Below are 23,360 nucleotides of genomic sequence, written 5' to 3'. Positions count from 1 at the left end.
CTCCCCGGGCCGCGCAGCGCGGCCCGGGGAGCGGGGCCGTTCCTACTTGGCGGAACCCATCAGCAGGTAGTCGTAAATGCCGAGGTAGGCCTGGGTGACCGTGACGTTCGTCGCGGACTTCGGCCGGAGCAGCAGGTTCTTGCGGTAGACCAGCGGGACGGCGGTCGCGCCTTCGGACACGGCCTTGTCGACTTCGCCCCACGCCTTCTCACGGGCGGCGGTGTCGGTGTTGGCGATGCCCTCGTTGAGCAGCTTGTTGATCTTCGGGTCGTTCAGTTCCTGAACGTTGTTGCCACCGGACGGCTTGATGGACGCGCCGTTGACGATCTGGTCCAGGAAGCCGAAGCCGGTCGGCCAGTCGGCACCCCAGGCGCTCATGATCATGCCGAGCTTGTTGGCGTGCACGTAGCTCGGGTTGCCCGCGAAGTTCGAGAAGTACTTACCGGTGGGGAAGCTCTTGATCTCGGCGTTGATGCCGATCTTCTTGAGCGAGGCCTGCACCGCGGTGACCATGGACATCTCGGCGGGGCGGTCGGAGCGGGCCGAGATCTTGGTGCTGAAGCCGTTCGGCTTGCCGCACTGCTTCAGCTCGTCCTTGGCCTTGGCCTCGTCGCCCTTGTGGCCGGCGCTCTCGTACAGGTCGAACTTCGAGTAGCCGTTGACCGTGGGCGGCAGCAGGGTCGTCGCGACGTCACCCTTGGGGTCGCCGCCCTGGGCGGCCTGGACCGACGCCTTGTCGATGCCCCACTGCACGGCCTTGCGGCAGTGGATGTTGTCGAACGGCTTCACGTTGACGTTCAGACCGATGTACGAGGTGGCGCCCGCGTACGGGTTGTCGGTCTGCTTCTTCAGATCGGCCTTGGTCAGCACCTTCGGCTGGGTCGCCGGGGCGACGCCCGTACCGGCGGCGTCAGCGCTGATGTTGTCCGCGAGCAGGTTGTTGTCGACCGTCTCCTGCTTGACCTTGAACCGGATCGTCACCTTGTCCGGCAGGGCCGGGCGCAGCGGGTCGGTCTTCGGGTCCCAGTTCGGGTTGCGCACGAGGGTCGCGCCGCGGCCCTCGTCGTAGGACTCGAACTTGTACGGGCCCGAGGACACGATGTGCTTCACGTAGTCGGCACCGGTGTCCTTCGCGGCCGGCACGGGGGCCGTCTGCGTGAAGGTCGCCAGGTAGTCGAAGTCCGCGAAGGCGTCCTTCAGCTTGAAGACGATCGTGGAGTCGTCCGGCGTCTCGATGGAGGAGATGCCGTCCGGGTTCTTGTCCTTGTACGGACCCTTGTACTTGTCCCCGCCGATGAGGTGGGACTTGAAGTACGTCGGGCCGTTGGACATGGCCTCCGGCGCGAAGTTGGAGCGCTCGACGGCGTACTTGACGTCCTTCGAGGTGATCGCGGACCCGTCCTGGTACTTGAGCCCCTTCTTGAGCTTGTACGTCCAGGTCTTCGCGTCCGCGCTCGCCTTGCCGAGGCCCTCCGCGAGGTCCGGGACGACCTCCAGGCCGTCCTTGCCGGCGGCCGGCTTGAACGACGTCAGCGAACGGCCGTACAGGCGCGAGAAGTCCTGCACCCAGCCGTAGTAGGTGTTTCCGGGGTCGAGCGAGTCGGGCTCGTCGGACAGCTCGAGCTTGAGCGTCCCGCCCTTCTTGTCCGACTTGTTGACGATCGAGGTCAGCGCGGCGTCGGTGGCGCTGGAGCCGCCCTTGCCGCCGGAGCCGCCGGCGTTGTCGTCATCGGAGCCACTGCATGCGGAGGCAGTCAGCATCAGGGCCACAGCCGTGGCAACCACCGCTGTCGTTTTTCTGGTCTTCACCTGAGGAAATTCCCCTCAATCGATGGTTGCCATGGCATGTCGCACGTCGTTGTGACGAGCGCCCGGGCACTACTTGCTACGGGGATCGAGAGCATCACGCAGCCCGTCTCCCAGCAGGTTGAACGCCAGGACGGTGACGAAGATGGCCACGCCCGGCACGATCATGTACATCGGGTCGTTCTCGTAGAAGTCGATCGCGTTGGTGAGCATCCCGCCCCAGGAGGCCTGCGGCGGGGCGATACCGACTCCGAGGTAGCTGAGACCGGCCTCGAAGAGGATGTTCGAGGGGATCAGCAGCGTGGAGTAGACGAGAACGGGCGCCACCAGGTTCGGCAGCAGCTCCCGGAAGAGGATGAAAGGGCCCCGGGCGCCCAGCGACCGGGCCGCTTCGACGAATTCGCGGTTCCGCAGGCTCATCGTCTGTGCGCGCACGATACGTCCCATGTACGGCCAGCTGAAGAAGCCGATCACGAAGATCAGTACAGCGATCCGCAGCGGAAGGCCCGTGAGGCCGAACGCGCCGTCCTGCAGCGCCGCCGAGATGGAGATCGCGAACAGCAGCAGCGGGAAGGCCAGGAAGGTGTCCATCATGCGGCTGATGATCGTGTCGACCCAGCCGCCGTAGAAGCCCGAGACGACACCGAAGAAGACGCCGATCACCACGGAGAGCAGAGTGGCGCCGACGGCGACGACGAGGGAGACCCAGGAGCCCTCGATGATCCGGGTCATGATGTCGCGGCCGTACTGCGGTTCGACGCCGAGCGGGTGACTCCAGCTCATGCCGCCCCAGTCGCCCTTGGGGGCGAGCAGTGCCGGGTCGATGAGTTCCTGGTGGAACGCGTTGGGGTCGAGGCCGAAGACGGCCTGGATCGGCTTGGAGAGAACGGCGAGCAGGATCAGAAGGATGACAACGATGCCGCCGGCCACGGCCACCTTGTCGCGCTTGAAGCGCGACCAGGCGATCTGTCCGAGCGAACGGCCCTCGATCTGGCTCTGCTTGACTCCCGTGAGTACTGCCTCCGGCTGAGCCTCGGCAGCCGATCCGGTGGTCTCGATCGGTGCGGTCACAGTGCCTTAGACCCCTCCTGCCGGCGGTGGCCGGCCCTTGCTCGCCGCGGTAACGGCCTGGCGCGTGTCAGCCACGCAGGTTCATGCGGCTGATGTGTCGATGCGAAATAAGCGTCTGCGGAATGTCCGTCGGGGCAACCTCGTACAAAGGGCCGACGATCCCCACTAGCGGGGAGTCTTCAACGCGGTTGCGATCACCCGCCAGACCTGACGGGGAATGTTTGCTCAAACGTGATGCGGTCAGTGAGCTTCCGTTATCCGGACAGCTTGATCGAGTGAGCGGACCAGTCGGCCGCTAATCCACCAGAACGGACATGCCACCCAACAGGCTGCATTGCGTGGCTATTTGGGTGACCCCGGCGGTGGTGTTGTCCGCCGGGGGGAGCTTTGTCCGCTCCGGTGAGCGGGGCCGCCGGGTCTAGTAGGCGTGCGGCGCCGGGCCGGGCGCCTGCGGATAGCCGTAACCCGGAGCGACGACTCCGCTCCGGCCGGCCGGGGCGTGCGACTCCCGGTCGTAGAACGGACGGGAGTTGCCCCGCAGCCACATCGCGACCGGGTCGTACTCGTCGGACATGGCGACGGTGGAGACCGGGAGCCCCTCCGGGACCGCGCCGATCGACTGCTGCATCATGGCGCGCACCGCGTCGACCGACGGCTGGCTGGTGTCGTACAGATCGAGACCGATGGCGAGGTACGGGTCGCCGAGCGCGGGCTGCACCCAGGCACGGCGCAGCGAGCGGATCGCCGGGGTGTGGTGGGCGTTCTGCGTCAGCTGGGCGTAGAAGTGCGGGGTCTCGACGGCGGGGTCGCTGATCCGCAGCGGACCGGCGGGCATCCGGTCGAGACCGGTGGCGATCCGGCGCAGGTCCAGCCAGGGGATCCCCACGCCGCCGCCCGGTGCGTGCGGGTTGAGCCAGATGCCCCAGCGGTCGGGGAACAGGGCGCGGGCGATGTCGCGGCCGCCCACCACCTCGTGAGCGCGGTTCCAGCCACTGGCGGAGAGCTCATGGGCGGAGGTGACGCAGGGGGCGTAACCGAGGCCGTCGATCTCCATGTTGCCGTACTGGGCGTCGGGTGAACCGGCCCGGCCGTTCCAGAGCAGCATCCAGATCCGGTCACCCGCCAGGGCCCGGAGCAGAGCCTCGTACGCGTCGTAGCGCCCGGGCGTCACCTGGCGCAGCATGTGCTCGACCTGCCCGGCCGCCGCGGTGCCTGACGCACTCACCCTGGGTCCCGCCCCTCTTCGATCCACTGTGTCGGCCCTGCCGCTCCCGGGGCACTCGGGTACGGCGCGGTGCCGAGGCACCAGCCATCAAACCAGCTTAGGCGCCGGTCATGACACCGACTTGACGCCGTGGGCTGACGTTGTCACCCGGCGGTGCGACGGGCCGTGCTACTCGGCGGCGCGCTGGTAGAACGGCCGGATCCGCGCCCTCATCCAGTCGGCGACCGGGTCCTGTGCCACGTCGAGCAGCACCAGGTTGACCGGCCACGGCACCTCGACGCGGCCGAGCGCCCGGCCGAGGGCGTCCATGGGGGCGTTGCGCCCGGCACCGTCCCAGGTGGAGAACTCGACGCCGACGAAGAGGACGGGGTCGCCGCCCTCGATGCTGGCCAGGGCCCTGCGGGCGCTGAGCACGACCCCGCTCTCCTCGAACTCGCCGGCCGCGGCGGAGAGGAAGTCGACGGGCTCCTCCTTCCAGTCCGGCTCGTACAGCCGGACCCGGCCGCCGCTGGCGGGTCCGTCGAGCAGGGTGCGTCCGGTCCGGCAGAGCTCGGCGACGGCGGGCGGCGGGAGCGGCATGCCGACCGCGCCGCCCGGGTTCACCGCGATGCCGAGCTGCGGTGGCAGCCCGCGGGCGAATTCGCGGGCGGGCGCCACGGTGAAGGACATATGGGTGCCGACGCAGGTGAGGAACTGCTGCTCGGAGCTGAACACGGGGACGTACGGTGCGCCGTCGATCTCCAGTGTCGGCAGATCCAGGTCGGTCGCGTCCGGCCCGCCGCCGTTGGGCAGCGGCACCCAGAGGTGGCTGCGGCCGAGCACCTCCACCAGCCGGCCGCCCGCTTCCGGGCTGCCGAGCGAGACGCCCAGCACTTCTTCGAGCTCGTTGGCCGGCCATCCGCCCTGCGGATGGGTCCCGTCCGGTGCCGGAATATCCACTGCTTCCCTCTCTCGCCCCTGCCGTGCAGCTAGTGCTGCGCCAGCCAAGGTTCACCCCGTCGCGACGCCATGCACGCACTCTCGCCGCACCGGCCGAAAGCCCGAGTACGTCCAGTACGAGGGCTTCCGGCCGGCATGCCGAGAGCACGCACCCGACGCCGCTCCTTTACGCGCAAACCTTGGCTGACGCAGCACTAGAGGTTAGCGCCGCGCCCCGGGTGTCCAGGCATCGGAAGCGTGCTACCGGCTCCGCGTGCTGTCCGGTAACGCCTGTGCGTCCGCGAAGGTGATCCGGGCCAGCAGCGCCGCCGCCTCGCGGTCCAGCAGCACCGCCGAGACACAGCCGAGCGGCAGCATGCCCGTCTCGGTGTCCCGCAGCAGCCTGCGCACCGCCCTGCGGTGCCGGGCGAACGCGTATCCGGAGACGCCACGCCCCCGCTCGCGCTGGCCGGCCCGCGCGGTCTGCGGGGTGACGTCCAGCAGGACGAGGTGCAGGACGCGGCCGCGCCGCCGCGCGTCGCGCGACAGCCAGCCGCGCACCCAGGCCTGGGCGCCGCAGTCGTGGACGACGACGGAGACGCCGGAGCGCAGCACCTGCCACAGCCCCCAGTAGTGGGCGACGCGGACGAACGGGCGGTAGAGGGCGTACGGAACCGAGCGGGGCAGCAGACCGGCCCAGCGGTCCCTGGCGTCCTGGGAGTCGATGACACGTGCGGACGCGGACACGGTCCGTCCGATCAGGGTGGACTTGCCGCTGCCCGGCAGTCCGGAGACCACCACGACGTCGCCCGGCGCGAAGTGCAGGCTCCGCGGGCTGCGCCCGGCCCGTTCGCGCAGATCCCGTACGACGGGCCCGTGCGGGCCGTGCGTCTCCCGGGCCGGCGCACCCTGCTGTGCGGGCAGTGCGCCGTGCGCGACCCCCGCGGTCGCCGCATACCGCCGCAACGTCATCGCCATCCCCCTGTCGGCCGGCCCCACACCTGCCAAGAAGTGTAAAGAAAAGGTAATGCGGCACAAGCGTCCGACCCGCCGGATCCGGTGGGGTACCGGCGCCCCGCTGCCCGGCGATGCGTGCGATGATGACCCGGCCAACTGCATAAAGGCCGCTTGAATCCGCGCGGGAGAGTTCCGGTCCATGACCGGGCGCCGAAGGAGCAAGATCCTCCCTTGAATCTCTCAGGCCCCGTACCGCGTGGATGAGGCAGATCTGAAAAGCGAGTCGCCCTGCGGCTCCACCCAAGGTGCAAGCCGGACCCCTGCGGGGTCTCTCGGCGAACCTCTCAGGTTCCGATGACAGATGGGGAGGGATCGTCCTCGTCGTCATGCCCTGGGAGCCTTATCCATGAGCACCGCCCCCCGCCTCACAGCCCTCGATGCCCTGCACCGTTCGCTGGGCGCGACCATGACCGACTTCGCCGGCTGGGACATGCCGCTGCGGTACGCCAGTGAGCGCGACGAGCACAACGCCGTCCGCACGAAGGCCGGCCTCTTCGACCTCTCCCACATGGGCGAGATCACCGTCACCGGTCCGGCGGCCGTGGCGCTGCTGAACTTCGCGCTGGTCGGCAACATCGGCACCGTCTCCGTGGGCCGGGCCCGCTACACGATGATCTGCGCCGAGGACGGCGGCATCCTGGACGACCTGATCGTGTACCGGCTGGGAGAGACCGAGTACATGGTGGTGGCCAACGCGGGCAACGCCCAGACCGTGCTGGACGCGCTGACCGCCCGCGCCGAGGGCTTCGACGCCGAGGTGCGCGACGACCGCGACGCGTACGCGCTGCTGGCCGTCCAGGGCCCCGAGTCCCCCGCGATCCTGGCCGCCGTCACCGACGCCGACCTGGACGGTCTGAAGTACTACGCCGGACTGCCCGGCACGGTCGCCGGCGTCCCCGCACTGATCGCCCGTACCGGCTACACCGGCGAGGACGGCTTCGAGCTGTTCGTCGCACCCGAGCACGCCGAGCGGCTGTGGCGGGCCCTCACCGAGGCCGGCACCTCCCGCGGGCTGATCCCGTGCGGGCTGTCCTGCCGCGACACGCTGCGCCTGGAGGCGGGCATGCCGCTGTACGGGCACGAGCTGACGACCACGCTGACCCCGTTCGACGCCGGTCTCGGCCGGGTCGTGAAGTTCGAGAAGGAGGGCGACTTCGTCGGCCGCAAGGCCCTGGAGGCCGCCGCCGAGCGCGCCGAGACCGCCCCGCCCCGCAAGCTCGTCGGCCTGGTCGCCGAGGGCCGCCGGGTGCCGCGGGCGGGCTTCCCGGTCACCGCGGGCGGCCAGGTCATCGGCGAGGTCACCTCGGGCGCCCCGTCGCCCACGCTCGGCAAGCCGATCGCCATGGCGTACGTCGACGCCGCGCACGCCACGCCCGGCACCGAGGGCGTCGCGGTGGACATCCGGGGCAGCCACGAGCCGTACGAGGTCGTGGCGCTGCCGTTCTACAAGCGCCGGAAGTAACCCGCGGGCGGCCGAGGGCCCCGCGTACGTGACGCAGTCCTGTCTCACACCGTAAGACCATCGTTCATCAGCACTCCCCCGCGTACAGGAGAATTCAGGTCATGAGCAACCCCCAGCAGCTGCGGTACAGCAAGGAGCACGAGTGGCTGTCGGCCGTCGAGGACGGCGTGGCCACGATCGGCATCACGGAGTACGCGGCCAACGCGCTCGGTGACGTCGTCTACGCCCAGCTCCCCGAGGTCGGTGACACGGTGACCGCGGGCGAGACCTGCGGTGAGCTGGAGTCGACCAAGTCGGTGAGCGACCTGTACTCGCCGGTGACCGGCGAGATCACGGCCGCGAACCAGGACGTCGTGGACGACCCCTCGCTGGTGAACTCCGCACCGTTCGAAGGCGGCTGGCTGTTCAAGGTACGTGTCGCCGAGGAGCCGAAGGATCTGCTCTCCGCCGACGAGTACACCGAGTTCTCCGGCAACTGAGACCCCAAGGGACCACCTGATGTCGCTTCTCAACTCCTCCCTCCACGAGCTGGACCCGGACGTCGCCGCCGCTGTCGACGCCGAGCTCCACCGCCAGCAGTCCACCCTCGAAATGATCGCCTCGGAGAACTTCGCTCCGGTCGCGGTCATGGAGGCCCAGGGCTCCGTCCTGACCAACAAGTACGCCGAGGGCTACCCCGGCCGCCGCTACTACGGCGGCTGCGAGCACGTCGATGTGATCGAGCAGATCGCCATCGACCGCATCAAGGCGCTCTTCGGTGCCGAGGCCGCGAACGTGCAGCCGCACTCCGGTGCGCAGGCCAACGCCGCCGCGATGTTCGCGCTGCTGAAGCCGGGCGACACGATCATGGGCCTGAACCTGGCGCACGGCGGTCACCTGACCCACGGCATGAAGATCAACTTCTCCGGCAAGCTGTACAACGTGGTCCCGTACCACGTCGACGAGACCGGCGTCGTGGACATGGCCGAGGTCGAGCGCCTCGCCAAGGAGTCCAAGCCGAAGCTGATCGTCGCCGGCTGGTCCGCCTACCCCCGTCAGCTGGACTTCGCCGCCTTCCGCCGGATCGCGGACGAGGTCGGCGCGTACCTGATGGTCGACATGGCGCACTTCGCCGGTCTGGTCGCCGCGGGTCTGCACCCGAGCCCGGTGCCGCACGCCCACGTCGTGACGACGACCACGCACAAGACCCTCGGCGGTCCGCGCGGTGGCGTCATCCTGTCGACCCAGGAGCTCGCCAAGAAGATCAACTCTGCGGTCTTCCCCGGTCAGCAGGGCGGTCCGCTGGAGCACGTGATCGCGGCCAAGGCGGTCTCCTTCAAGGTCGCGGCGACCGAGGAGTTCAAGGAGCGCCAGCAGCGCACCCTGGACGGCGCCCGCATCCTCGCGGAGCGTCTGGTGCAGCCGGACGTCACCGAGGTCGGGGTCTCCGTCCTGTCCGGCGGCACGGACGTGCACCTGGTCCTGGTGGACCTGCGCAACTCCGAGCTGGACGGCCAGCAGGCCGAGGACCGGCTCCACGAGCTGGGCATCACGGTCAACCGGAACGCCATCCCGAACGACCCGCGGCCGCCGATGGTCACCTCGGGTCTGCGGATCGGCACGCCGGCCCTGGCCACCCGCGGTTTCCGGACCGAGGACTTCACCGAGGTCGCGGAGATCATCGCCTCCGCCCTCAAGCCCGTCTACGACGCGGACGACCTGAAGGCCCGCGTCGTCGCGCTCGCCGAGAAGTTCCCGCTGTACCCCGGTATCAAGTAGTCCGACCGGCGGTTTTGCACGTTCGGGAGGGGCACCGCGCACACTGAACAGTGGGCGCGGTGCCCCATCCCTTGTCCCCGCTCTTCGGGCCCACCCGGCCCGTACCGCACCACCCGGCAGACAACGGCGTCTACCAACCCTTAGGAGTCACCCGTGGCCATCTCGGTCTTCGACCTGTTCTCGATCGGTATCGGCCCGTCCAGCTCCCATACGGTCGGCCCGATGCGCGCGGCCCGTATGTTCGCTCGCCGGCTGAAGAACGAGGGCCTGCTCGCCCACACCGCCTCGATACGCGCCGAGCTGTTCGGCTCGCTCGGCGCCACCGGCCACGGCCACGGCACCCCCAAGGCCGTCCTGCTCGGTCTGGAGGGCGAGTCCCCGCGCACCGTCGACGTCGAAACGGCCGACGACCGCGTCGCCGCGATCCGTTCCACCGGCCGGCTCAACCTCCTGGGCATGCACGAGATCGACTTCGACGCCGACAAGCAGCTGGTCCTGCACCGCCGCAAGAGGCTGCCGTACCACGCCAACGGCATGACCGTCTTCGCGTACGACCGCGACGGCGCCCCGCTCCTGGAGAAGACGTACTACTCGGTCGGCGGCGGTTTCGTCGTCGACGAGGACGCGGTGGGCGAGGACCGGATCGTCCTCGACGACACCGTGCTGAAGCACCCCTTCCGCACCGGCGACGAGCTGCTGCGGCTCGCCCAGGACAGCGGTCTGTCGATCTCCTCCCTGATGCTGGAGAACGAGCGTGCCTGGCGCACCGAGGACGAGATCCGCTCCGGCCTGCTGGACATCTGGCGCGCCATGCAGGCGTGTGTGTCCCGCGGCATGTCCCGCGAGGGCATCCTGCCCGGCGGCCTCAAGGTCCGCCGCCGCGCCGCGAACACCGCCCGCCAGCTGCGCGCCGAGGGCGACCCGCAGACCCACGCCATGGAGTGGATCACCCTCTACGCGATGGCGGTCAACGAGGAGAACGCCGCGGGCGGCCGCGTCGTCACCGCCCCGACCAACGGTGCCGCGGGCATCATTCCGGCGGTCCTGCACTACTACATGAACTTCGCGGCAGGCGGTGCCACCGAGGCGGAGAAGGACGACAGCATCGTGCGCTTCCTGCTGGCCGCCGGAGCCATCGGGATGCTCTTCAAGGAGAACGCCTCCATCTCCGGCGCCGAGGTCGGCTGCCAGGGCGAGGTCGGCTCCGCCTGCTCGATGGCCGCGGGCGCGCTCGCCGAGGTGCTGGGCGGCACGCCCGAGCAGGTCGAGAACGCCGCCGAGATCGGTATGGAGCACAACCTCGGCCTGACCTGCGACCCGGTCGGCGGCCTCGTGCAGATCCCGTGCATCGAGCGCAACGGCATGGCGGCGGTCAAGGCCGTCACCGCGGCCAAGATGGCGCTGCGCGGCGACGGCAGCCACAAGGTCTCCCTGGACAAGGTCATCAAGACCATGAAGGAGACGGGCGCCGACATGAGCGTCAAGTACAAGGAGACGGCCCGGGGCGGGCTCGCGGTGAACATCATCGAGTGCTGAGGCCGCAGGGCCTGACCGGCGTTCCGGAACCTGGGCACGCATACCGATCTGATGAAATGACCCGACGGGGCCATGGGATGCGGACGGGAAGCCCTGGTGGTTCTTTGGGGGGCTGGTGGAGCGGTATGAGATCGAGACGTTTCTGGCGTTGGCCGAGGAGCTGCACTTCGCGCGGACGGCGCAGCGTCTGCACATATCGCCCGGCCGGGTCAGCCAGACGGTCAAGGCGCTGGAGCGCCGCATCGGCGCGGCGCTGTTCGAGCGGACCAGCCGTCATGTGGCCCTCACCCCGGCCGGCCGGCAGCTGCGGGACGGCCTGCTGCCCGCGTACCAGCAGATCCAGCAGGTCGTCGCCGACGTGACGGCGGCCTGCGCGGATATCAGTGGTGTGCTGCGCGCCGGCTTCACCGCCCCGTGGTCGGGCAAGCTCCTCGCGCAGGCCGCGGAGACCTTCTCGTCCCGTTATCCGCACTGCTCGGTCGAGCTCCTGGGCGCGACGTACCACAACGCCATCACGGCGCTGCGCCGCAAGGACGTCTACCTGGTGATCGCCGAGCCGCCCGTGGAGGAGTGCGACGTCGTCGTGGGGCCGGTGCTGTTCTCCGAGCGCCGTGCCCTCGTGGTGCCCGCCGCCCACCCCCTGGCAGCGCGGGAATCGGCGTCGCTGGAGGATCTCGCCGTGCTGCCGCTGGTCACGGCGGCCGATGTGTCCCGGGCATGGCGCGAGGCGTACTTCCCGTGCCGTACCCCCGCGGACGCGCCGATCCAGCACGGGGCGATGGCGACGGCGTCGAGGTCCAGCCACTCGGACCAGGCCATGACGGCATAGCGGTTGGGCCACTGCGGGATCCCGCCGCGCTCCGGGTTCAGGTAGAAGTCGATGTCGAACGGCATGGCCGCGTCCGGGTCGCTTCCGCTGACCACCGGCACGTAGCTGACCTCACCGGTCTCCTCGTACCACCGCCGGGCCGCGGCGGCAGCCGCCTTCCTCGCCTCGATGCCCTCCGGCCCGCCGTAGTTCTCCTCGCAGATACGGCGGTCGTGCAGCCACGGCGCCACCAGCGCCAGCGACCCCACCCGTGCGTCCTCGGCAGCACAGGCGCTCGCGTACATCGCCCCGGCGCACACACCCAGCACACCCAGCTGTCCGTCACCCACCGCCGGATGGGCGGTCAGGAAGTCCGCGGCTGCGCGGAGATCACGGACCTTCAGCTCCGGCGACTCGCAGTCGCGGGGCTCGCCTCCGGACTCCCCGTATCCGGTGAAGTCGAACGCCAGCGCCGCGTAGCCGCGCCTGGCCAGCTCCTCGGCGTACCGGTCGGCCATCTGCTCCTCGACGCTCGTCCACGTACCGGCGACCACGACGCCCTGCAGCGGGGCGGCGTGACCGGGGCCCGTGGTGTCGGGCAGAAAGAGGTGGCCGGCGAGCTTGGCCGTATCGCTGACGAAGCGCACCTGTTCACGCAGGGGCATAGCAGGGCTCCTTGGGAAGTGGTCGTAGGGGCGTGCCGGCATCGGACGCCCCCTCGAACAACGCCCGATGAGTAACCCGAGGTTGAGCAGAACTAGACGCGGCCTGGCGTGATCACGCGCGTAACATCCCCCGGAGGACCCGGAGGACCCGGAGAATCAGGACGCGCCGCGGGGCCCGCTCACGGTGAACACCACGGAGTGCCGAGGAAGATGACCGATCCCCTTCAGGACCCACGGTTCCTCCAGGACCCGTACCCGGCTTACGCGCGGCTGCGCGACGCGGCTCCGGTGCAGCGGGTGCGCACCGGTTCGGACGGGCTGCACAGCTACCTCGTCACGGGGTACGCCGAGGCCCGGGCGGCCTTCACCGACCCCCGGCTCTCCAAGGACACCGCCCGGTTCTTCGCCGGCCGGCCGTCCGGCCGCGAGCTGCACCCCGCCGTCTCGCAGACCATGCTGGCCAGTGATCCGCCCCGGCACACCCGGCTGCGGCGCCTGGTGACGAAGGCGTTCACCAGGGGCTCCGTCGAACGGCTGCGTCCGTACATCCAGGAGGTGACGGACGGCCTCCTCGACGGGTGGGCGCCCGGCGGGGAGGCCGATCTCGTCGAGGATCTCGCCGCCCCGCTCCCGGTCACCGTCATCTGCCAGCTGCTCGGGGTGCCCGAAGCGGACCGGGCGGCCGTTCGCGGCTGGTCGGACGACCTGTTCGCGTCCGGGGAACCGGCCCGCACCGACGCCGCCTCCCACGCCCTGGCCGGCTATCTGGCCTGGCTGGTCGCGGCCAAGCGCAGCACCCCGGACGGCAGCCTGCTGCACGACCTCGTCCGGGCGCGCGACGGCGAGGACAGGCTCACCGAGGACGAGCTGCTGTCCCTGGCCGTCCTGCTGCTCGTGGCCGGCCACGAGACCACCACCCACTTCATCGGGAACGCGGCGCTGGCCCTGCTCCAGGACCCCGGTTCGCTCGCCCGGCTGCTCGACGAGCCGGAGGCGTTCGCCGGCGCCCTTGACGAACTCCTGCGCTTCGACTCCCCCGTCGGCATCGCCACCTTCCGCTACAGCACCGAGGCGCTCACCCTGGGCGGCACCCCGATCCCGGCGGGTGTCCCCGTCCTCATCTCCCCCGGTGCCGCCAACCGTGATCCGGTCCGGTTCGCCGGGCCGGACGGCCTGGACCTCGGGCGGGACGCCGGGGCACATCTGGCGTTCGGACACGGCATCCACCGCTGCCTCGGCGCCCCGCTGGCCCGGGCCGAGGGAGAGATCGCGCTCCGGACCCTCTTCACCCGCTTCCCCCGGCTGCGGCTCGCCGCGCCGGAGCAGGAGCCGGTCCGGCGCCGGACGCGGCTGATGCGCGGGCTGCGGTCGTTGCCCGTCACCTGGTGAGTGCGGCGTGACCCCACGGCCGGGGCAGTCCGTGACCGCTGACGGGTGTTTGCCGAAACGGCAACAGAACTCGCAGCCGGCCCGGCGCCCGTCGCATGATCGTGTTCCGAGCCGGCGGGCCGCTGCCCGGCGGTGCGGGTCCGGGGCGCGGGCCGGTGTACGGCTCCTTCTCCGGGCCGACGCAGACCAAGAGCCACGGAGGATTTCATGTCGCACCAGCCCGACCCGTCCCCGGACCTCACGCACCGCACGGTGCCCTCCCCGGCCGGCCGCATCCACCTGGTCGAGCAGGGCAGCGGCCCGCTCGTGCTGCTGCTGCACGGGTTCCCGGAGTCCTGGTACTCCTGGCGCCACCAGCTGCCCGTGCTGGCCGCCGCCGGATACCGGGCGGTCGCCGTCGACGTCCGTGGCTACGGGCGCTCCTCCCGGCCCGGAGACGCCGCCGCCTACCGGATGCTCGAACTGGTCGAGGACAGCGCCGCCTTGGTGCACGCGCTCGGTGAAAGCGACGCGGTGGTCGTCGGCCATGACTGGGGCTCGACGATCGCGGCGAACTGCGCGCTGCTGAGGCCCGACGTCTTCCGTGCGGTGGGGCTGCTGAGCGTTCCGTACGCGCCGCGCGGCGGCCCGCGCCCCAGCGAGGTCTTCGCGGGGATGGGCGGGGACCAGGAGTTCTACGTCTCCCGCTTCCAGGAGCCCGGCGTGGCAGAGGCGGAGATCGAGCCGGACGTCCGCGGCTGGCTCGCGGGGTTCTACGCGGCGTTCTCGGCCGACACGATGCCGGCGCCCGACGCCCCGGACCCGCACTTCGCCGGCCGCGGCGGCACGCTGCGCGAGCGGTTCCCGAAGGGGCGGCCCGGCTGGCTCGGCGAGGCCGAACTCGACTTTTACGCGGGCGAGTTCGAGCGGACCGGAATGACCGGCGCGCTCAACCGCTACCGGAACATGGACCGGGACTGGGAGGATCTCGCGGACTTCGACGGCGCACCCGTCACCCAGCCGTCCCTCTTCATCGGCGGATCACTGGACGCCTCCACCACCTGGCTGGCGGACGCCATCGCGGCGTATCCCACGACGCTGCCCGGCCTGGTCTCCTCGCACATCCTGGACGGCTGCGGCCACTGGATCCAGCAGGAGCGTCCCGAGGAGGTCAACCGGATCCTGACCGACTGGCTCGCCTCGCTGCCCGCCTGAACCCGCCGCACCGGTGAGCCGAACCGGCGGGCCGGATGCTCATCTTCCGCCAACCCGGCCAACACACGCGTTCCTCAACTGCTCATAACTGAGCAGTCGTTCATGGTGAACACACATTTTCAGTCACACGGATCTTCCCTCCCCCGCATACTGGGAGTTCACTGGTCGTGACGAGTGGTGACGCGATCGCCGTGCACGTCAGGCGGTCCGCTGCCATGGGCCCGTGGGGCCCGGCTCCGATGCCCAGGCCCCGGCGGAGGAAAGAGGACAGCGATGACAGCCGCCCCTCCCGTGACGCACCCCCGACGGGATCCGGCCGTCCGGCCCGGCCGCACTGCTCGAAGAGCGCTGCGGCCCCCTCGTCACGTCCGGCCGCCGGGCCTGCGCTGATCCGCTGCCGCGGCGCTCGCCGTCGCAGCCGGTTCACGGTCGCACCGCCCTTTTGCCGCGCCGGTGCGGACAGCTGTCCCCGATGACGCGGCCTTGCCGAAGCGCCGATCGACAAGGCCGCGTTCACCGCCCGCCGCCCCGGTCCCTGCGTGCGCGTCCTTTTCGCGCATCCCCCTTCCCTGTTCGAAATCGTCCCGACGAGGTGCACCATGAGCAAGATCGCGCTTCCAGAATTCCACATGCCGTTCGAGAGCGCGGGATGTAATCCGGGAGTTGAGAGGACCAGGCAGGCCGCCTGGGAATGGGCCGAGTCGAGCAATCTCGTCCTGTCGCCGGTGGCCCACAAGAAGATGATCCGGACGCGTCCCGAGCTCTGGATATCCCTGATATTTCCCCGGGCATCACAGAAACACCTCGACCTGTTCTGCCAATGGCTGTTCTGGGCGTTCCTCGTCGACGACGAGTTCGACGACGGACCGGCCGGCCGCGACCCCGGACTGTGCGAATCGGCGATAGCACATCTGGTGGACGTGCTCGACGGATCCCGCGCACCCGTCGGCCCCATGGAGCACGCCCTCGACGAACTGCTGGTCCGGACCTGCACGGACCGGCCCGCGCACTGGGTACGGCAATTCCGCCGGGACACCGCGGCCTGGCTCTGGACGTACTACGCGGAGGCGGTCGACCGGGCCGCGGGCCATGTGCCGAGTACCGCCGACTTCGTGAAGCACCGGCGCGATTCGGTGGCCATGCAGCCGTTCCTCGATCTGCACGAGATCACCGCCGGAATAGACCTGCCGGAATCCGCCCGGAGCCTTCCCGCGTATATCGCCCTGCGCAACGCGGTAACCGACCATTCGGGCCTCTGCAACGACATCTGCTCCTTCGAGAAGGAGGCCCTGCTCGGTTATGAGCACAACACCGTCCGGCTGATACAGCGGGACCGCGGGGGCACACTCCAGGAGGCGGTGGAGGAAGCCGGGATCCTGCTGGCACGCATTGCCGACCGCGTACAGCGGGCCGAGAAGGAACTCGTCGAGGAGATGGAGGCGGCGGGAATCGAGGGCGGTGCGCGAGCCGCCCTGGAGCGCTGCGTCCAGGACTACCGAGGCCTCGTCCGGGGGGACTTCGACTACCACGCGCGGGCGGAGCGCTACACCCGTCCCGACCTCGTGGAGATCGACGAACAGGGCTCCATGTCCCGGAACTTCGCCGCCTGACGGGCTCCCCGGCGGGGTGCGCGGGAGTGCCCGCCGCTCCCCGCCGGGCGGTCCCGGGCGGTACACGGCTCCGGAACACGGTCACCTGGCAGCGATTTCCGGACATTCGTCGTACCGATGCCCCGGCCGGTCCCGACCGGTCCCGGCCGTCCCGCCGGACGTCCGTCCGGCGGCCAAAAACGCGCGTTACCCGAAGCAGCCCTTCCCGGCCCGGCCGCGGAGGGCCCGGCGCCCGCACGAATGGTCGGCCGCCCCCGGCCGTGATGTGCTGGTGCGTACGCCCGATGGCAGGCGGCAGTGCGACGGCACGGTCCCGCCGGCCTCACCACAGCTGGGCTGGAGGCAAACATGACGGCCGTCCCTCCTCCGATATCCGCGTCCGGCTCCGACCGGACCTCGGCTCCACACGCCGACACGGGCCAGGGCACCGTCCGCGGCACCCTCGAACAGGGAGCAGCGGTCTTCCGCGGTATCCCGTACGCGGCGGCGCCCGTGGGGGCCGAGCGGTTCCGGGCCCCCGCCCCGCCGGAGCCGTGGGAGGGGGTACGCGAGGCGGTGGCCTTCGGACCGACCGCACCCAAGCGGCCGTACGCCCCGCCGCTCGACCGGCTGCTGCCCGATCCCGAGGTGCCGGGCGACGACTGCCTCAACCTCAATGTGTGGACGCCTTCACCCACCCGGACCGGGCTGCCCGTCCTCGTCTGGATCCACGGCGGCTCGCTGCTGCACGGCTCGTCCGCCGTCGCGCTGTACGACGGGGCCGCCTTCGCACGCGACGGTGTGGTGTTCGTGTCGGTCAACTACCGGCTCGGCATCGAGGGGTTCGGGGTGTTCCCGGACGCGCCCGCAAACCGCGGGCTGCTCGACCAGCTCGCGGCGCTCACCTGGGTGCGCGACAACATCGCGGCGTTCGGCGGCGATCCGGGCCTGGTGACGGTGTGCGGGGAGTCGGCGGGCGCCATCAGCATCGCCGCACTGCTCGCCGCGCCGCGGTCCCGGGGACTGTTCCGGCGCGCGGTGCTGCAGAGCGGCGTCCCGACCGCGCTCCCCGTGCACGAGGGCCGCCGCACCACCGAACTGATCGCGAAGCGGCTGGGGGTGGCGGCGACCGCGCGCGCCCTGGCCGCCGTGGACCCCGCCGCCCTGCTGGCCGCGCAGACCGCGGTGACGAGCGGCGGCACCCCGCTGACCGGCGGGAACTCCTTCCAGATCGTGGTGGACGGCGATCTGCTGCCCCGTGATCCGGCCGAGGCGCTGCGGGACGGCGCCTCGGCCGGGACCGATCTGCTGATGGGTTCGAACACCGAGGAGTACCGGCTCTGGTTCGTGCCCAGCGGGCTCACCGAACGGCTCTCCCGCACGAAACTCCGGCTGGCGCTGCTGAAGTTCAGGGTGCCCCGCGCCACGGCCCGCACCTACCGCGCGAACCGGCCCGGTGCCACCCCCGGCGAGCTGCTCGGCGCCCTCGCCACCGATCTGCTGCTGCGCGTACCGCTGAACCGGCTGGCCGACGCCCGCGCCGGTGCCACCGGCTCCACCCACCTCTACGAGTTCGGCTGGCCCTCACCGGTGCAGCGGCTCGGTGCCTGCCACGCGCTGGAGATCGGCTTCGTCCTCGACAACCTGGACCGGCCGGACGCGGTGGCGCTCGCCGGCCCGGACGCCCCGCAGGAGCTGGCGGACGCGATGCACGCGGCCTGGGTACGGTTCGCCCGCTCCGGCGACCCGGGCTGGCCCGCCTGGGACGCCTCACGTCCGGTGATGGCCTTCGGGCCCGGCGCCCCCGCTGCCGTGCGCGCCCCGCGCGACGACGAGCTGCGCGGCTGGCCGCCGTACCGCGACGAGCGCTGAAGCCGGAGCCCGCCACCCCGGCGGCGGTCAGCGGGTGCTGAGCCAGTGCGGGTCGGGTACGACGGTCAGGATCGCCGATACGAGTACGACAGCCGCCAGGGCGACCAGTTCGCGGCGCGCCCGGCGGTGCGCGGCTGCCGGGCCGGCGTCCGATGCCAGCCGCCGGCGCGCGCCCAGTGCCAGCGCGCTGACGAGGGCCACCAGCACCAGCTTGGCCAGCAGGGTGCGCCCGTACGCGGACGTGAGGACGACATCGGGCGGCAGCCGGCGCAGGGCGCTGCACGTGCCGGTCACCGCCAGGGCCGCGTACAGCCGGCCGGCGAGCCGGGCGTAGCGTCCGAGCAGTGCGCGGGCCGCGCCGGGTCCGGTGCGCCGCCACAGCCGCATGGTGCGCAGCACCTGGAGCAGTCCGCCGCACCAGAGCGACGCGGCCGTCAGATGGACGGCGGTGAGCGCCGCCCCCACCGCCGGGCTGTACGCCTCGGGGTGGGCGCGCAACGCCTCGGCGCCGACGGCCAGGGCGAGCGGGGCTGCGGCCAGGGCCGGTCGGCTGCTCGCGGCGCAGCACGCGGCGAGGACGAAGCCGTTGGCGGTGAGCAGCAGCAGCCCGCCCTCCCGGGTGCCGTAGGTCTCGACGAGGCCGAGGTCGCTGACGTGGGCCAGCCGGAGAATCTGTCCCGCCGCGGCGGCCGCCCCGGCGACCGAGGCCGCCACCGTCCAGCTGCGCGGTGCGGTTCCGGGCCGGCCGGGCAGGGAGCGGGCCAGCGCGTCGGCGGCCAGTGCACCGAGGTGTACGGCGAGCGCGCCGAAGAGGACCGTACGCAGCAGGGTGGCCGTTCCGGCGCCGGGTATGCGCAGTTCACCGGTGCCGTGGGCGACGAGGCCGGCGCCGAGCAGTGCGGCCGCCACGGCCGCCAGGCAGGCCGCCGCTGTGCTGAGCACGGCCGCCGTGGATCTGCGGCGGGCGGGCGCGGGCGCGCGGGAGGGGAGCACCCCCACCCCCTTTCCTGGCCGACAAACACACAAACAACCCGCCGATGTCCACGTCAAGCCGCGACTTTCACCCGGAAGGAGGCATTACCGCAGGCGCGAACGTTTCTGCATCCCCACTCGACGCGAGCCTCGGGTTAGGTTCACCGACTGTCACCTCAACTACAGCGACCCAGCCCGGGTGCCTCCGCGGATTCGGCGCTGCGAGGAGAGGCATCATGACCGAGAGGCTGTCCCCCACGGCATCCCCTGTGCTGGTCCCCCTGCCCGAGCCGTGCGGCCGCGTGTACCGCAGAGGCGGCCGCACGGTGGTGGCCCTGCGCGACGAGATCGACATCGCCACCGCCGCCCTCATCACCCCGGCCCTCGACGTGGCCACGTCCGAGGGATCACCGCACGTGGTGGTCGACCTGACCGAGGTGAGCTTCCTCGACTGCTCGGGACTGCGGCTGCTGTGCCGGGCCCGGCAGCGGGCGCTGGACCGGGACGGGCGGTTCTGGCTCGTCTGCGACTGCCCGAGGATCCTGCGGCTCCTGAGGGCCGGCCGGCTGCACGACGTGTTCCGCCCGGTGGCGACGCCGGAGGAGGCGTTCGGCTCCGACGGGTCCGCCGGCCCGCCGGACCCGTGAGCCGGCGGCGGGCACGGTCCCCGGCCGTCAGCCCTTGTTCTGCGCGCCCCAGAACTCGTCGAACGTCAGCAGCCCGTCGCCGTTGGCGTCGTGGGAGTTGATCACGGCCTGCGCGATCGGCTCGGTGACGTAGGGGTCCCCCAGCTGAGCCATGACGCTCTTGTACTCGGCGGCCGAGATCAGCCCGTCGCCGTTCAGGTCGAACCGCTCGAACGCCTTGCGCGCCGACTCGATGTCCGCCACTGTTCCGCCCCTTCGTAATGCCTATATGACGGAGGTCAGATTAACGGGCGCGACGGATGGCGGTCGCGGCGGCCGGTCGTCGATCATGGGCGGGTCCGTCCGCCGGCCGGTGGACGGTGACCCGGACCGGGGAGAGTACGGCGCGATGAGCGATGCACTGGCGGGGATCCTGGCAGCCGCGGCGGACGGGCGGTTCCCGCCGCCGGACGGGTCCACCACTGTGGTGCGTCAGCCGAACGACCGCGACGCCGGGGTGCTCGCGTTCACCGCGCACTCGGTGGTGTTCACGGACGAGGACCCCCGGTGGGTGCGGGCCACTCTGGCCGCCACCGAGGGGGACGCGCTGGCCGCGACGATGAATCCGCGGTTCCTGGGCGCGCTGCTGGACCGGACCGGCCGGCATATGAACACGATCGATCTGCTCACGGTCGCGAGCGCGCTGCCCGGCGCCCCCGGGCCCGGGCTGCGCGAGATCCGGGACCCCGAACACCCGCGGGTGGCACGGGCGATGAGGTTCCGCGACGAGGTGCGGGTCTGGGGAGCCGAGGACGGTGTGCTGATCCTCGGCCGCGGTGTCGCGGGACGCTGGGAGACCGCGATCGAGGTGGCCGAGGAAGCACGCGGGCGGCGGCTCGGCGAACGGCTGGCACGGGCGGCCCGGCAACTGGTGCCGGACGCGGTGGTGTGGGCGCAGCAGTCACCGGGCAACGCCCGCAGTGTGCGGACGTTCCAGGCGGCGGGCTACCGGCCGGTGGGCTCGGAGGCGCTGTTCGTCGAGGGCTGAGCCACCGGCCGGCGGAGGTCCGGAAGGAACGGGCTCAGCGGAAGACGCCGGTGTGTCCCAGCGAGTACCGGCCCGGCTGCGGGTAGACGGCGAGGCCGTGCGGTCCGCTGCCCACCGGGATCCGGGCGAGCTGTTTGCCGCTGGTGGTGTCGATGGCGTACACCTCGGCGTCGTACCGCCCGGTCAGCCAGAGGACCTTGCCGTCCGCCGACACCCCGCCCATGTCGGGGCTGCCACCGCCCGGCAGCTGCCACTTCTTCGCCAGCTCGTTCCGTGCGAAGTCGAAGACGGAGATCGAGCCCTCCCCGCGGTTGGAGATGTACATCTCCTTGGCGTCGCGGCTGATGTAGAGCCCGTGGCAGCCCTTGCCGGTGGGCAGCAGCTTCGGAGTGGTGAACTTCTTCCCGTCCAGCACCCACACCCCGTTCGCCATCATGTCCGCGATGTAGAAGGTGCCGCCGTCGGGCGACAGCTTCACGTCCTGCGGCATGGCGCCCTTGAACGGCAGCTTCTGCCGGCCCACCACCTCCATTTTCGCCGTGTCGACCTTGAGGAGGTCGCCGGAGAACTCGCAGGAGACGATGAAGTACCGGCCGTCCGCCGAGAAGTCGGCGTGGTTGACGCCCGCACAGCTGACCGGAACGGCCTTGGCCGTCTTCATGGTGTGCGCGTCACGGAAGACCAGCTGCCGGTCCATCGAGGCCATCACGATCGCGTACTTGCCGTTCGGGGTGAAGTAGAGGTTGTACGGATCGGAGACGTCGACCGTCTTCCCCGCCTTCCCGGTGGCCGGGTCGATGGCGGTGAGGCTGTCGCCGAGGTCGTTGTTGACCCAGAGGGTCTTCAGGTCCCAGGACGGGACGACGTGCTGCGGCTGCCGGCCCACCGGGATGGTCTCGATGACCTTGTACGTGGCGGGGTCGATCACCGACACCGTGTTGGAGTTGGTGTTGGGCACGTACACCCGGGACGGGAAGCCCTTGACGGCCGGGGACAGCTTTCCCGGGGCGTCGGCCGCGTACACGTTCGCGGGGTCGAGCACCGGCGGCATCCCGGCGAGGCCGGGCGGCGCGGGCGGGGTGATGTGTTTGGGTCTGGCCGGCGGGGCGGCGGCCTCGGTGGCGGCGTCGGACGCCCCCTTGTCCGCCGGCGTGCCGCAGCCGGTGAGTACGGCGAGCAGGACGCCCCCGAGCAGGGCCGCGGTGCGTGTGGTGGAGGGAAGCATCAGGTCAGCAGCTCCGTGGTCGTCACCGCGCGCAGTCCGCGGCGGTCGAGTTCGGTGAGAAGGAGGGGCAGCGCGGCGACCGTGTCCGCGTAGCCGAAGTGCATGCTCACCACCGATCCGTTACGGATCTCACCGGCCACCTTGCGGGTGACGGCCGCGGCGCCGGGCGAGGTGAAGTCGAGGGAGTCCACGTCGTACGAGAGGACGTGCGGGTAGCCCGCGCGGACGGCGAGCCGCTGGACGAGCGGGGTGGCGTACTGGGTGCGCGAGGGCCGGAACCAGGTGCCGATGGAGCCGGTGAGCCTGCGCAGCCGCTGGGCGCATCCGGTGATCTCCGCGTACGCCTGCGCCTCGTCCATCGAGGAGATGTCGATATGGCGCTGGGTGTGGTTGCCGAGGTCATGGCCGCCGTCGAGGATGCGGCGGGCCATTTCGGGGTGCTCGTCGAGCCAGCTGCCGACGGCGAGGACGGTGATCCGCGCCCGGGCCCGTTCGGCCTCGGCCAGCACCGTCCTGGCGATGGCGGGGTCGCCCTGGCCGTGGAAGGTGAGGGCGACGCGCGCCCGGTCGCGGGGGCCGTGGCCGATCTGCACGGGCTGCCCGGGGAAGCGGCGCGGGGCGGGCGCGGGGGCGGGCGCTCCGGCGGTGGCGGCCGGCTTGCTGGGTGCCGGGTGGGTGAGGGTCTTCGCCGAGGTCCCGGCGGTGTCCCGGTCCCCGCAACCGGTGGCGAGGGCTGCGGCGATGGCGGCCCCGGCTCCTGCGCGCAGGGCGCTGCGGCGGTGCACCGGTGTGTCGGAGGCGTTCATGTGCAGAACAGTAAGTGCGAGATGTCAGGAAAATAACAATTGACCCTATTCCCAACTCCCGCAGGTCACACGGATGCGCATCACCCACAGCACCACCGGTCAATGAATCAGCCATGGAAGCGCGTGAATCCTCATGGATTTCCAGGCGAGTGACCCAGCACACCTGTGATTCAAAGTGGAAACATCCGCATTCGTTGCCGAATGGGCGTTTTACGGCTTTGGCGGCGGAGTCGTCCGTCTGCCATAGTCGGGGACACGACCCCCATTGACCCGGGCCGGGTCGTCATAAGCGGCCGTGAACACACCCCCCATTTCACGGCCCCCGCACAGCAGCCCCCGCAAGCGCCGCACCACGGCCGAACCGGGGGCTTCT

20 protein-coding genes, 1 pseudogene and 1 riboswitch are annotated in these 23,360 nt (G+C 70.9%); of the genes and pseudogenes, 11 read left to right on the top strand and 10 right to left on the bottom strand.

The features are described 5' to 3' along the window. Nucleotides 1–42: 42 nt before the first annotated feature. The 5 genes from ACFVW8_RS24795 to ACFVW8_RS24775 all read right to left on the bottom strand — a co-directional run bounded on the left by ACFVW8_RS24795 (nucleotide 43) and on the right by ACFVW8_RS24775 (nucleotide 5,992). The gene (locus tag ACFVW8_RS24795; protein ID WP_389693540.1) at nucleotides 43–1,761 is read right to left on the bottom strand and encodes an ABC transporter substrate-binding protein; all 1,719 of its coding nucleotides are present in this window, start codon (nucleotides 1,759–1,761) and stop codon (nucleotides 43–45) included. Nucleotides 1,762–1,878: 117 nt separating this feature from the next. Further along, a complete protein-coding gene (locus tag ACFVW8_RS24790) occupies nucleotides 1,879–2,877 on the bottom strand; it encodes an ABC transporter permease (RefSeq protein WP_389693536.1) in 999 nt (332 codons plus the stop codon). Between the two features lie 418 nt (nucleotides 2,878–3,295). After that, entirely contained in the window at nucleotides 3,296–4,102 is an 807-nt protein-coding gene (locus ACFVW8_RS24785) for an enhanced serine sensitivity protein SseB C-terminal domain-containing protein (protein ID WP_389693534.1), read from the bottom strand. A 168-nt stretch (nucleotides 4,103–4,270) separates the two neighbouring features. Continuing rightward, on the bottom strand, nucleotides 4,271–5,041 hold the full coding sequence (locus ACFVW8_RS24780) for an enhanced serine sensitivity protein SseB (protein WP_389693532.1): 771 nt from the start codon (nucleotides 5,039–5,041) through the stop codon (nucleotides 4,271–4,273). A 240-nt stretch (nucleotides 5,042–5,281) separates the two neighbouring features. Next, on the bottom strand, nucleotides 5,282–5,992 hold the full coding sequence (locus tag ACFVW8_RS24775; protein ID WP_389693530.1) for an AAA family ATPase: 711 nt from the start codon (nucleotides 5,990–5,992) through the stop codon (nucleotides 5,282–5,284). Nucleotides 5,993–6,149: 157 nt separating this feature from the next. After that, nucleotides 6,150–6,242: riboswitch (glycine riboswitch) on the top strand. A 141-nt stretch (nucleotides 6,243–6,383) separates the two neighbouring features. Between ACFVW8_RS24775 and gcvT the strand changes: the two genes are divergently transcribed. The 5 genes from gcvT to ACFVW8_RS24750 all read left to right on the top strand — a co-directional run bounded on the left by gcvT (nucleotide 6,384) and on the right by ACFVW8_RS24750 (nucleotide 11,622). Next, nucleotides 6,384–7,499 (top strand): glycine cleavage system aminomethyltransferase GcvT, encoded by a 1,116-nt coding sequence (gene gcvT / locus ACFVW8_RS24770; protein WP_389693528.1) that lies wholly within the window; start codon nucleotides 6,384–6,386, stop codon nucleotides 7,497–7,499. 101 nt (nucleotides 7,500–7,600) lie between these two features. Then, nucleotides 7,601–7,978 carry a glycine cleavage system protein GcvH gene (gene gcvH / locus ACFVW8_RS24765; protein ID WP_145765699.1) on the top strand — a complete coding sequence of 126 codons (378 nt, stop codon included), beginning with the start codon at nucleotides 7,601–7,603 and terminating at the stop codon, nucleotides 7,976–7,978. Nucleotides 7,979–7,997: 19 nt separating this feature from the next. Further along, nucleotides 7,998–9,257 carry a serine hydroxymethyltransferase gene (gene glyA, locus ACFVW8_RS24760; protein ID WP_389693526.1) on the top strand — a complete coding sequence of 420 codons (1,260 nt, stop codon included), beginning with the start codon at nucleotides 7,998–8,000 and terminating at the stop codon, nucleotides 9,255–9,257. Nucleotides 9,258–9,410: 153 nt separating this feature from the next. Continuing rightward, a complete protein-coding gene (locus ACFVW8_RS24755) occupies nucleotides 9,411–10,793 on the top strand; it encodes an L-serine ammonia-lyase (RefSeq protein ID WP_389693524.1) in 1,383 nt (460 codons plus the stop codon). A gap of 115 nt (nucleotides 10,794–10,908) precedes the next feature. Beyond that, the gene (locus tag ACFVW8_RS24750) at nucleotides 10,909–11,622 is read left to right on the top strand and encodes a LysR family transcriptional regulator (protein WP_389693522.1); all 714 of its coding nucleotides are present in this window, start codon (nucleotides 10,909–10,911) and stop codon (nucleotides 11,620–11,622) included. A gap of 11 nt (nucleotides 11,623–11,633) precedes the next feature. Here ACFVW8_RS24750 and ACFVW8_RS24745 read toward each other — a convergent pair. Beyond that, a pseudogene (locus ACFVW8_RS24745) lies at nucleotides 11,634–12,266 on the bottom strand (alpha/beta hydrolase); the annotation flags it as partial. Nucleotides 12,267–12,476: 210 nt separating this feature from the next. On the opposite strand from ACFVW8_RS24745, the gene ACFVW8_RS24740 reads away from it, so the two are divergent. The 4 genes from ACFVW8_RS24740 (at nucleotide 12,477) to ACFVW8_RS24725 (ending at nucleotide 18,310) form a co-directional block, all read left to right on the top strand. Further along, nucleotides 12,477–13,655, top strand: a complete 1,179-nt coding sequence (locus ACFVW8_RS24740) for a cytochrome P450 (RefSeq protein ID WP_389693520.1) — start codon at nucleotides 12,477–12,479, stop codon at nucleotides 13,653–13,655. 207 nt (nucleotides 13,656–13,862) lie between these two features. Next, nucleotides 13,863–14,849, top strand: coding sequence for an alpha/beta fold hydrolase (locus tag ACFVW8_RS24735; protein WP_389693518.1), 987 nt, complete (start codon nucleotides 13,863–13,865; stop codon nucleotides 14,847–14,849). 629 nt (nucleotides 14,850–15,478) lie between these two features. Then, entirely contained in the window at nucleotides 15,479–16,459 is a 981-nt protein-coding gene (locus ACFVW8_RS24730) for a terpene synthase family protein (RefSeq protein ID WP_389693538.1), read from the top strand. A gap of 348 nt (nucleotides 16,460–16,807) precedes the next feature. Next, nucleotides 16,808–18,310, top strand: a complete 1,503-nt coding sequence (locus tag ACFVW8_RS24725) for a carboxylesterase/lipase family protein (protein WP_389693516.1) — start codon at nucleotides 16,808–16,810, stop codon at nucleotides 18,308–18,310. A gap of 27 nt (nucleotides 18,311–18,337) precedes the next feature. On the opposite strand, the gene ACFVW8_RS24720 is transcribed toward ACFVW8_RS24725, so the two are convergent. Further along, a complete protein-coding gene (locus tag ACFVW8_RS24720) occupies nucleotides 18,338–19,303 on the bottom strand; it encodes a CopD family protein (RefSeq protein ID WP_389693514.1) in 966 nt (321 codons plus the stop codon). A gap of 215 nt (nucleotides 19,304–19,518) precedes the next feature. Here ACFVW8_RS24720 and ACFVW8_RS24715 point away from each other — a divergent pair, with 215 nt between their 5' ends. Continuing rightward, nucleotides 19,519–19,929, top strand: coding sequence for an STAS domain-containing protein (locus ACFVW8_RS24715; RefSeq protein ID WP_389693512.1), 411 nt, complete (start codon nucleotides 19,519–19,521; stop codon nucleotides 19,927–19,929). Nucleotides 19,930–19,956: 27 nt separating this feature from the next. Here the strand turns inward: ACFVW8_RS24715 and ACFVW8_RS24710 are convergent, their stop codons facing one another. Beyond that, on the bottom strand, nucleotides 19,957–20,172 hold the full coding sequence (locus ACFVW8_RS24710; RefSeq protein WP_389693510.1) for an EF-hand domain-containing protein: 216 nt from the start codon (nucleotides 20,170–20,172) through the stop codon (nucleotides 19,957–19,959). 145 nt (nucleotides 20,173–20,317) lie between these two features. Between ACFVW8_RS24710 and ACFVW8_RS24705 the strand changes: the two genes are divergently transcribed. Then, nucleotides 20,318–20,956 (top strand): GNAT family N-acetyltransferase, encoded by a 639-nt coding sequence (locus ACFVW8_RS24705; RefSeq protein WP_389693508.1) that lies wholly within the window; start codon nucleotides 20,318–20,320, stop codon nucleotides 20,954–20,956. A gap of 34 nt (nucleotides 20,957–20,990) precedes the next feature. On the opposite strand, the gene ACFVW8_RS24700 is transcribed toward ACFVW8_RS24705, so the two are convergent. Together ACFVW8_RS24700 and ACFVW8_RS24695 are read right to left on the bottom strand one after the other, a co-directional pair. Continuing rightward, nucleotides 20,991–22,181, bottom strand: a complete 1,191-nt coding sequence (locus tag ACFVW8_RS24700) for a hypothetical protein (protein WP_389693506.1) — start codon at nucleotides 22,179–22,181, stop codon at nucleotides 20,991–20,993. Continuing rightward, the gene (locus ACFVW8_RS24695; protein ID WP_389693505.1) at nucleotides 22,181–22,987 is read right to left on the bottom strand and encodes a polysaccharide deacetylase family protein; all 807 of its coding nucleotides are present in this window, start codon (nucleotides 22,985–22,987) and stop codon (nucleotides 22,181–22,183) included. The genes ACFVW8_RS24700 and ACFVW8_RS24695 overlap by 1 nt, the downstream gene beginning before the upstream one ends. Nucleotides 22,988–23,360: the final 373 nt, after the last annotated feature.

This window comes from Streptomyces sp. NPDC058221 (genome assembly GCF_042882365.1).
GTDB lineage: Bacteria > Actinomycetota > Actinomycetes > Streptomycetales > Streptomycetaceae > Streptomyces.
This window is presented reverse-complemented; position numbering and strand designations above follow the sequence as displayed.

Bases quoted from the DNA above. Each gene is read 5' to 3' on its own strand.
- glyA (WP_389693526.1), top strand. From the start codon at position 7,998: ATGTCGCTTCTCAACTCCTCCCTCCACGAGCTGGACCCGGACGTCGCC.
- ACFVW8_RS24725 (WP_389693516.1), top strand. From the start codon at position 16,808: ATGACGGCCGTCCCTCCTCCGATATCCGCGTCCGGCTCCGACCGGACC.
- ACFVW8_RS24740 (WP_389693520.1), top strand. From the start codon at position 12,477: ATGACCGATCCCCTTCAGGACCCACGGTTCCTCCAGGACCCGTACCCG.
- gcvT (WP_389693528.1), top strand. From the start codon at position 6,384: ATGAGCACCGCCCCCCGCCTCACAGCCCTCGATGCCCTGCACCGTTCG.
- ACFVW8_RS24795 (WP_389693540.1), bottom strand. From the start codon at position 1,761: ATGCTGACTGCCTCCGCATGCAGTGGCTCCGATGACGACAACGCCGGC.
- ACFVW8_RS24715 (WP_389693512.1), top strand. From the start codon at position 19,519: ATGACCGAGAGGCTGTCCCCCACGGCATCCCCTGTGCTGGTCCCCCTG.
- ACFVW8_RS24730 (WP_389693538.1), top strand. From the start codon at position 15,479: ATGCCGTTCGAGAGCGCGGGATGTAATCCGGGAGTTGAGAGGACCAGG.
- gcvH (WP_145765699.1), top strand. From the start codon at position 7,601: ATGAGCAACCCCCAGCAGCTGCGGTACAGCAAGGAGCACGAGTGGCTG.
- ACFVW8_RS24735 (WP_389693518.1), top strand. From the start codon at position 13,863: ATGTCGCACCAGCCCGACCCGTCCCCGGACCTCACGCACCGCACGGTG.
- ACFVW8_RS24705 (WP_389693508.1), top strand. From the start codon at position 20,318: ATGAGCGATGCACTGGCGGGGATCCTGGCAGCCGCGGCGGACGGGCGG.
- ACFVW8_RS24695 (WP_389693505.1), bottom strand. From the start codon at position 22,987: ATGAACGCCTCCGACACACCGGTGCACCGCCGCAGCGCCCTGCGCGCA.
- ACFVW8_RS24700 (WP_389693506.1), bottom strand. From the start codon at position 22,181: ATGCTTCCCTCCACCACACGCACCGCGGCCCTGCTCGGGGGCGTCCTG.
- ACFVW8_RS24775 (WP_389693530.1), bottom strand. From the start codon at position 5,992: ATGACGTTGCGGCGGTATGCGGCGACCGCGGGGGTCGCGCACGGCGCA.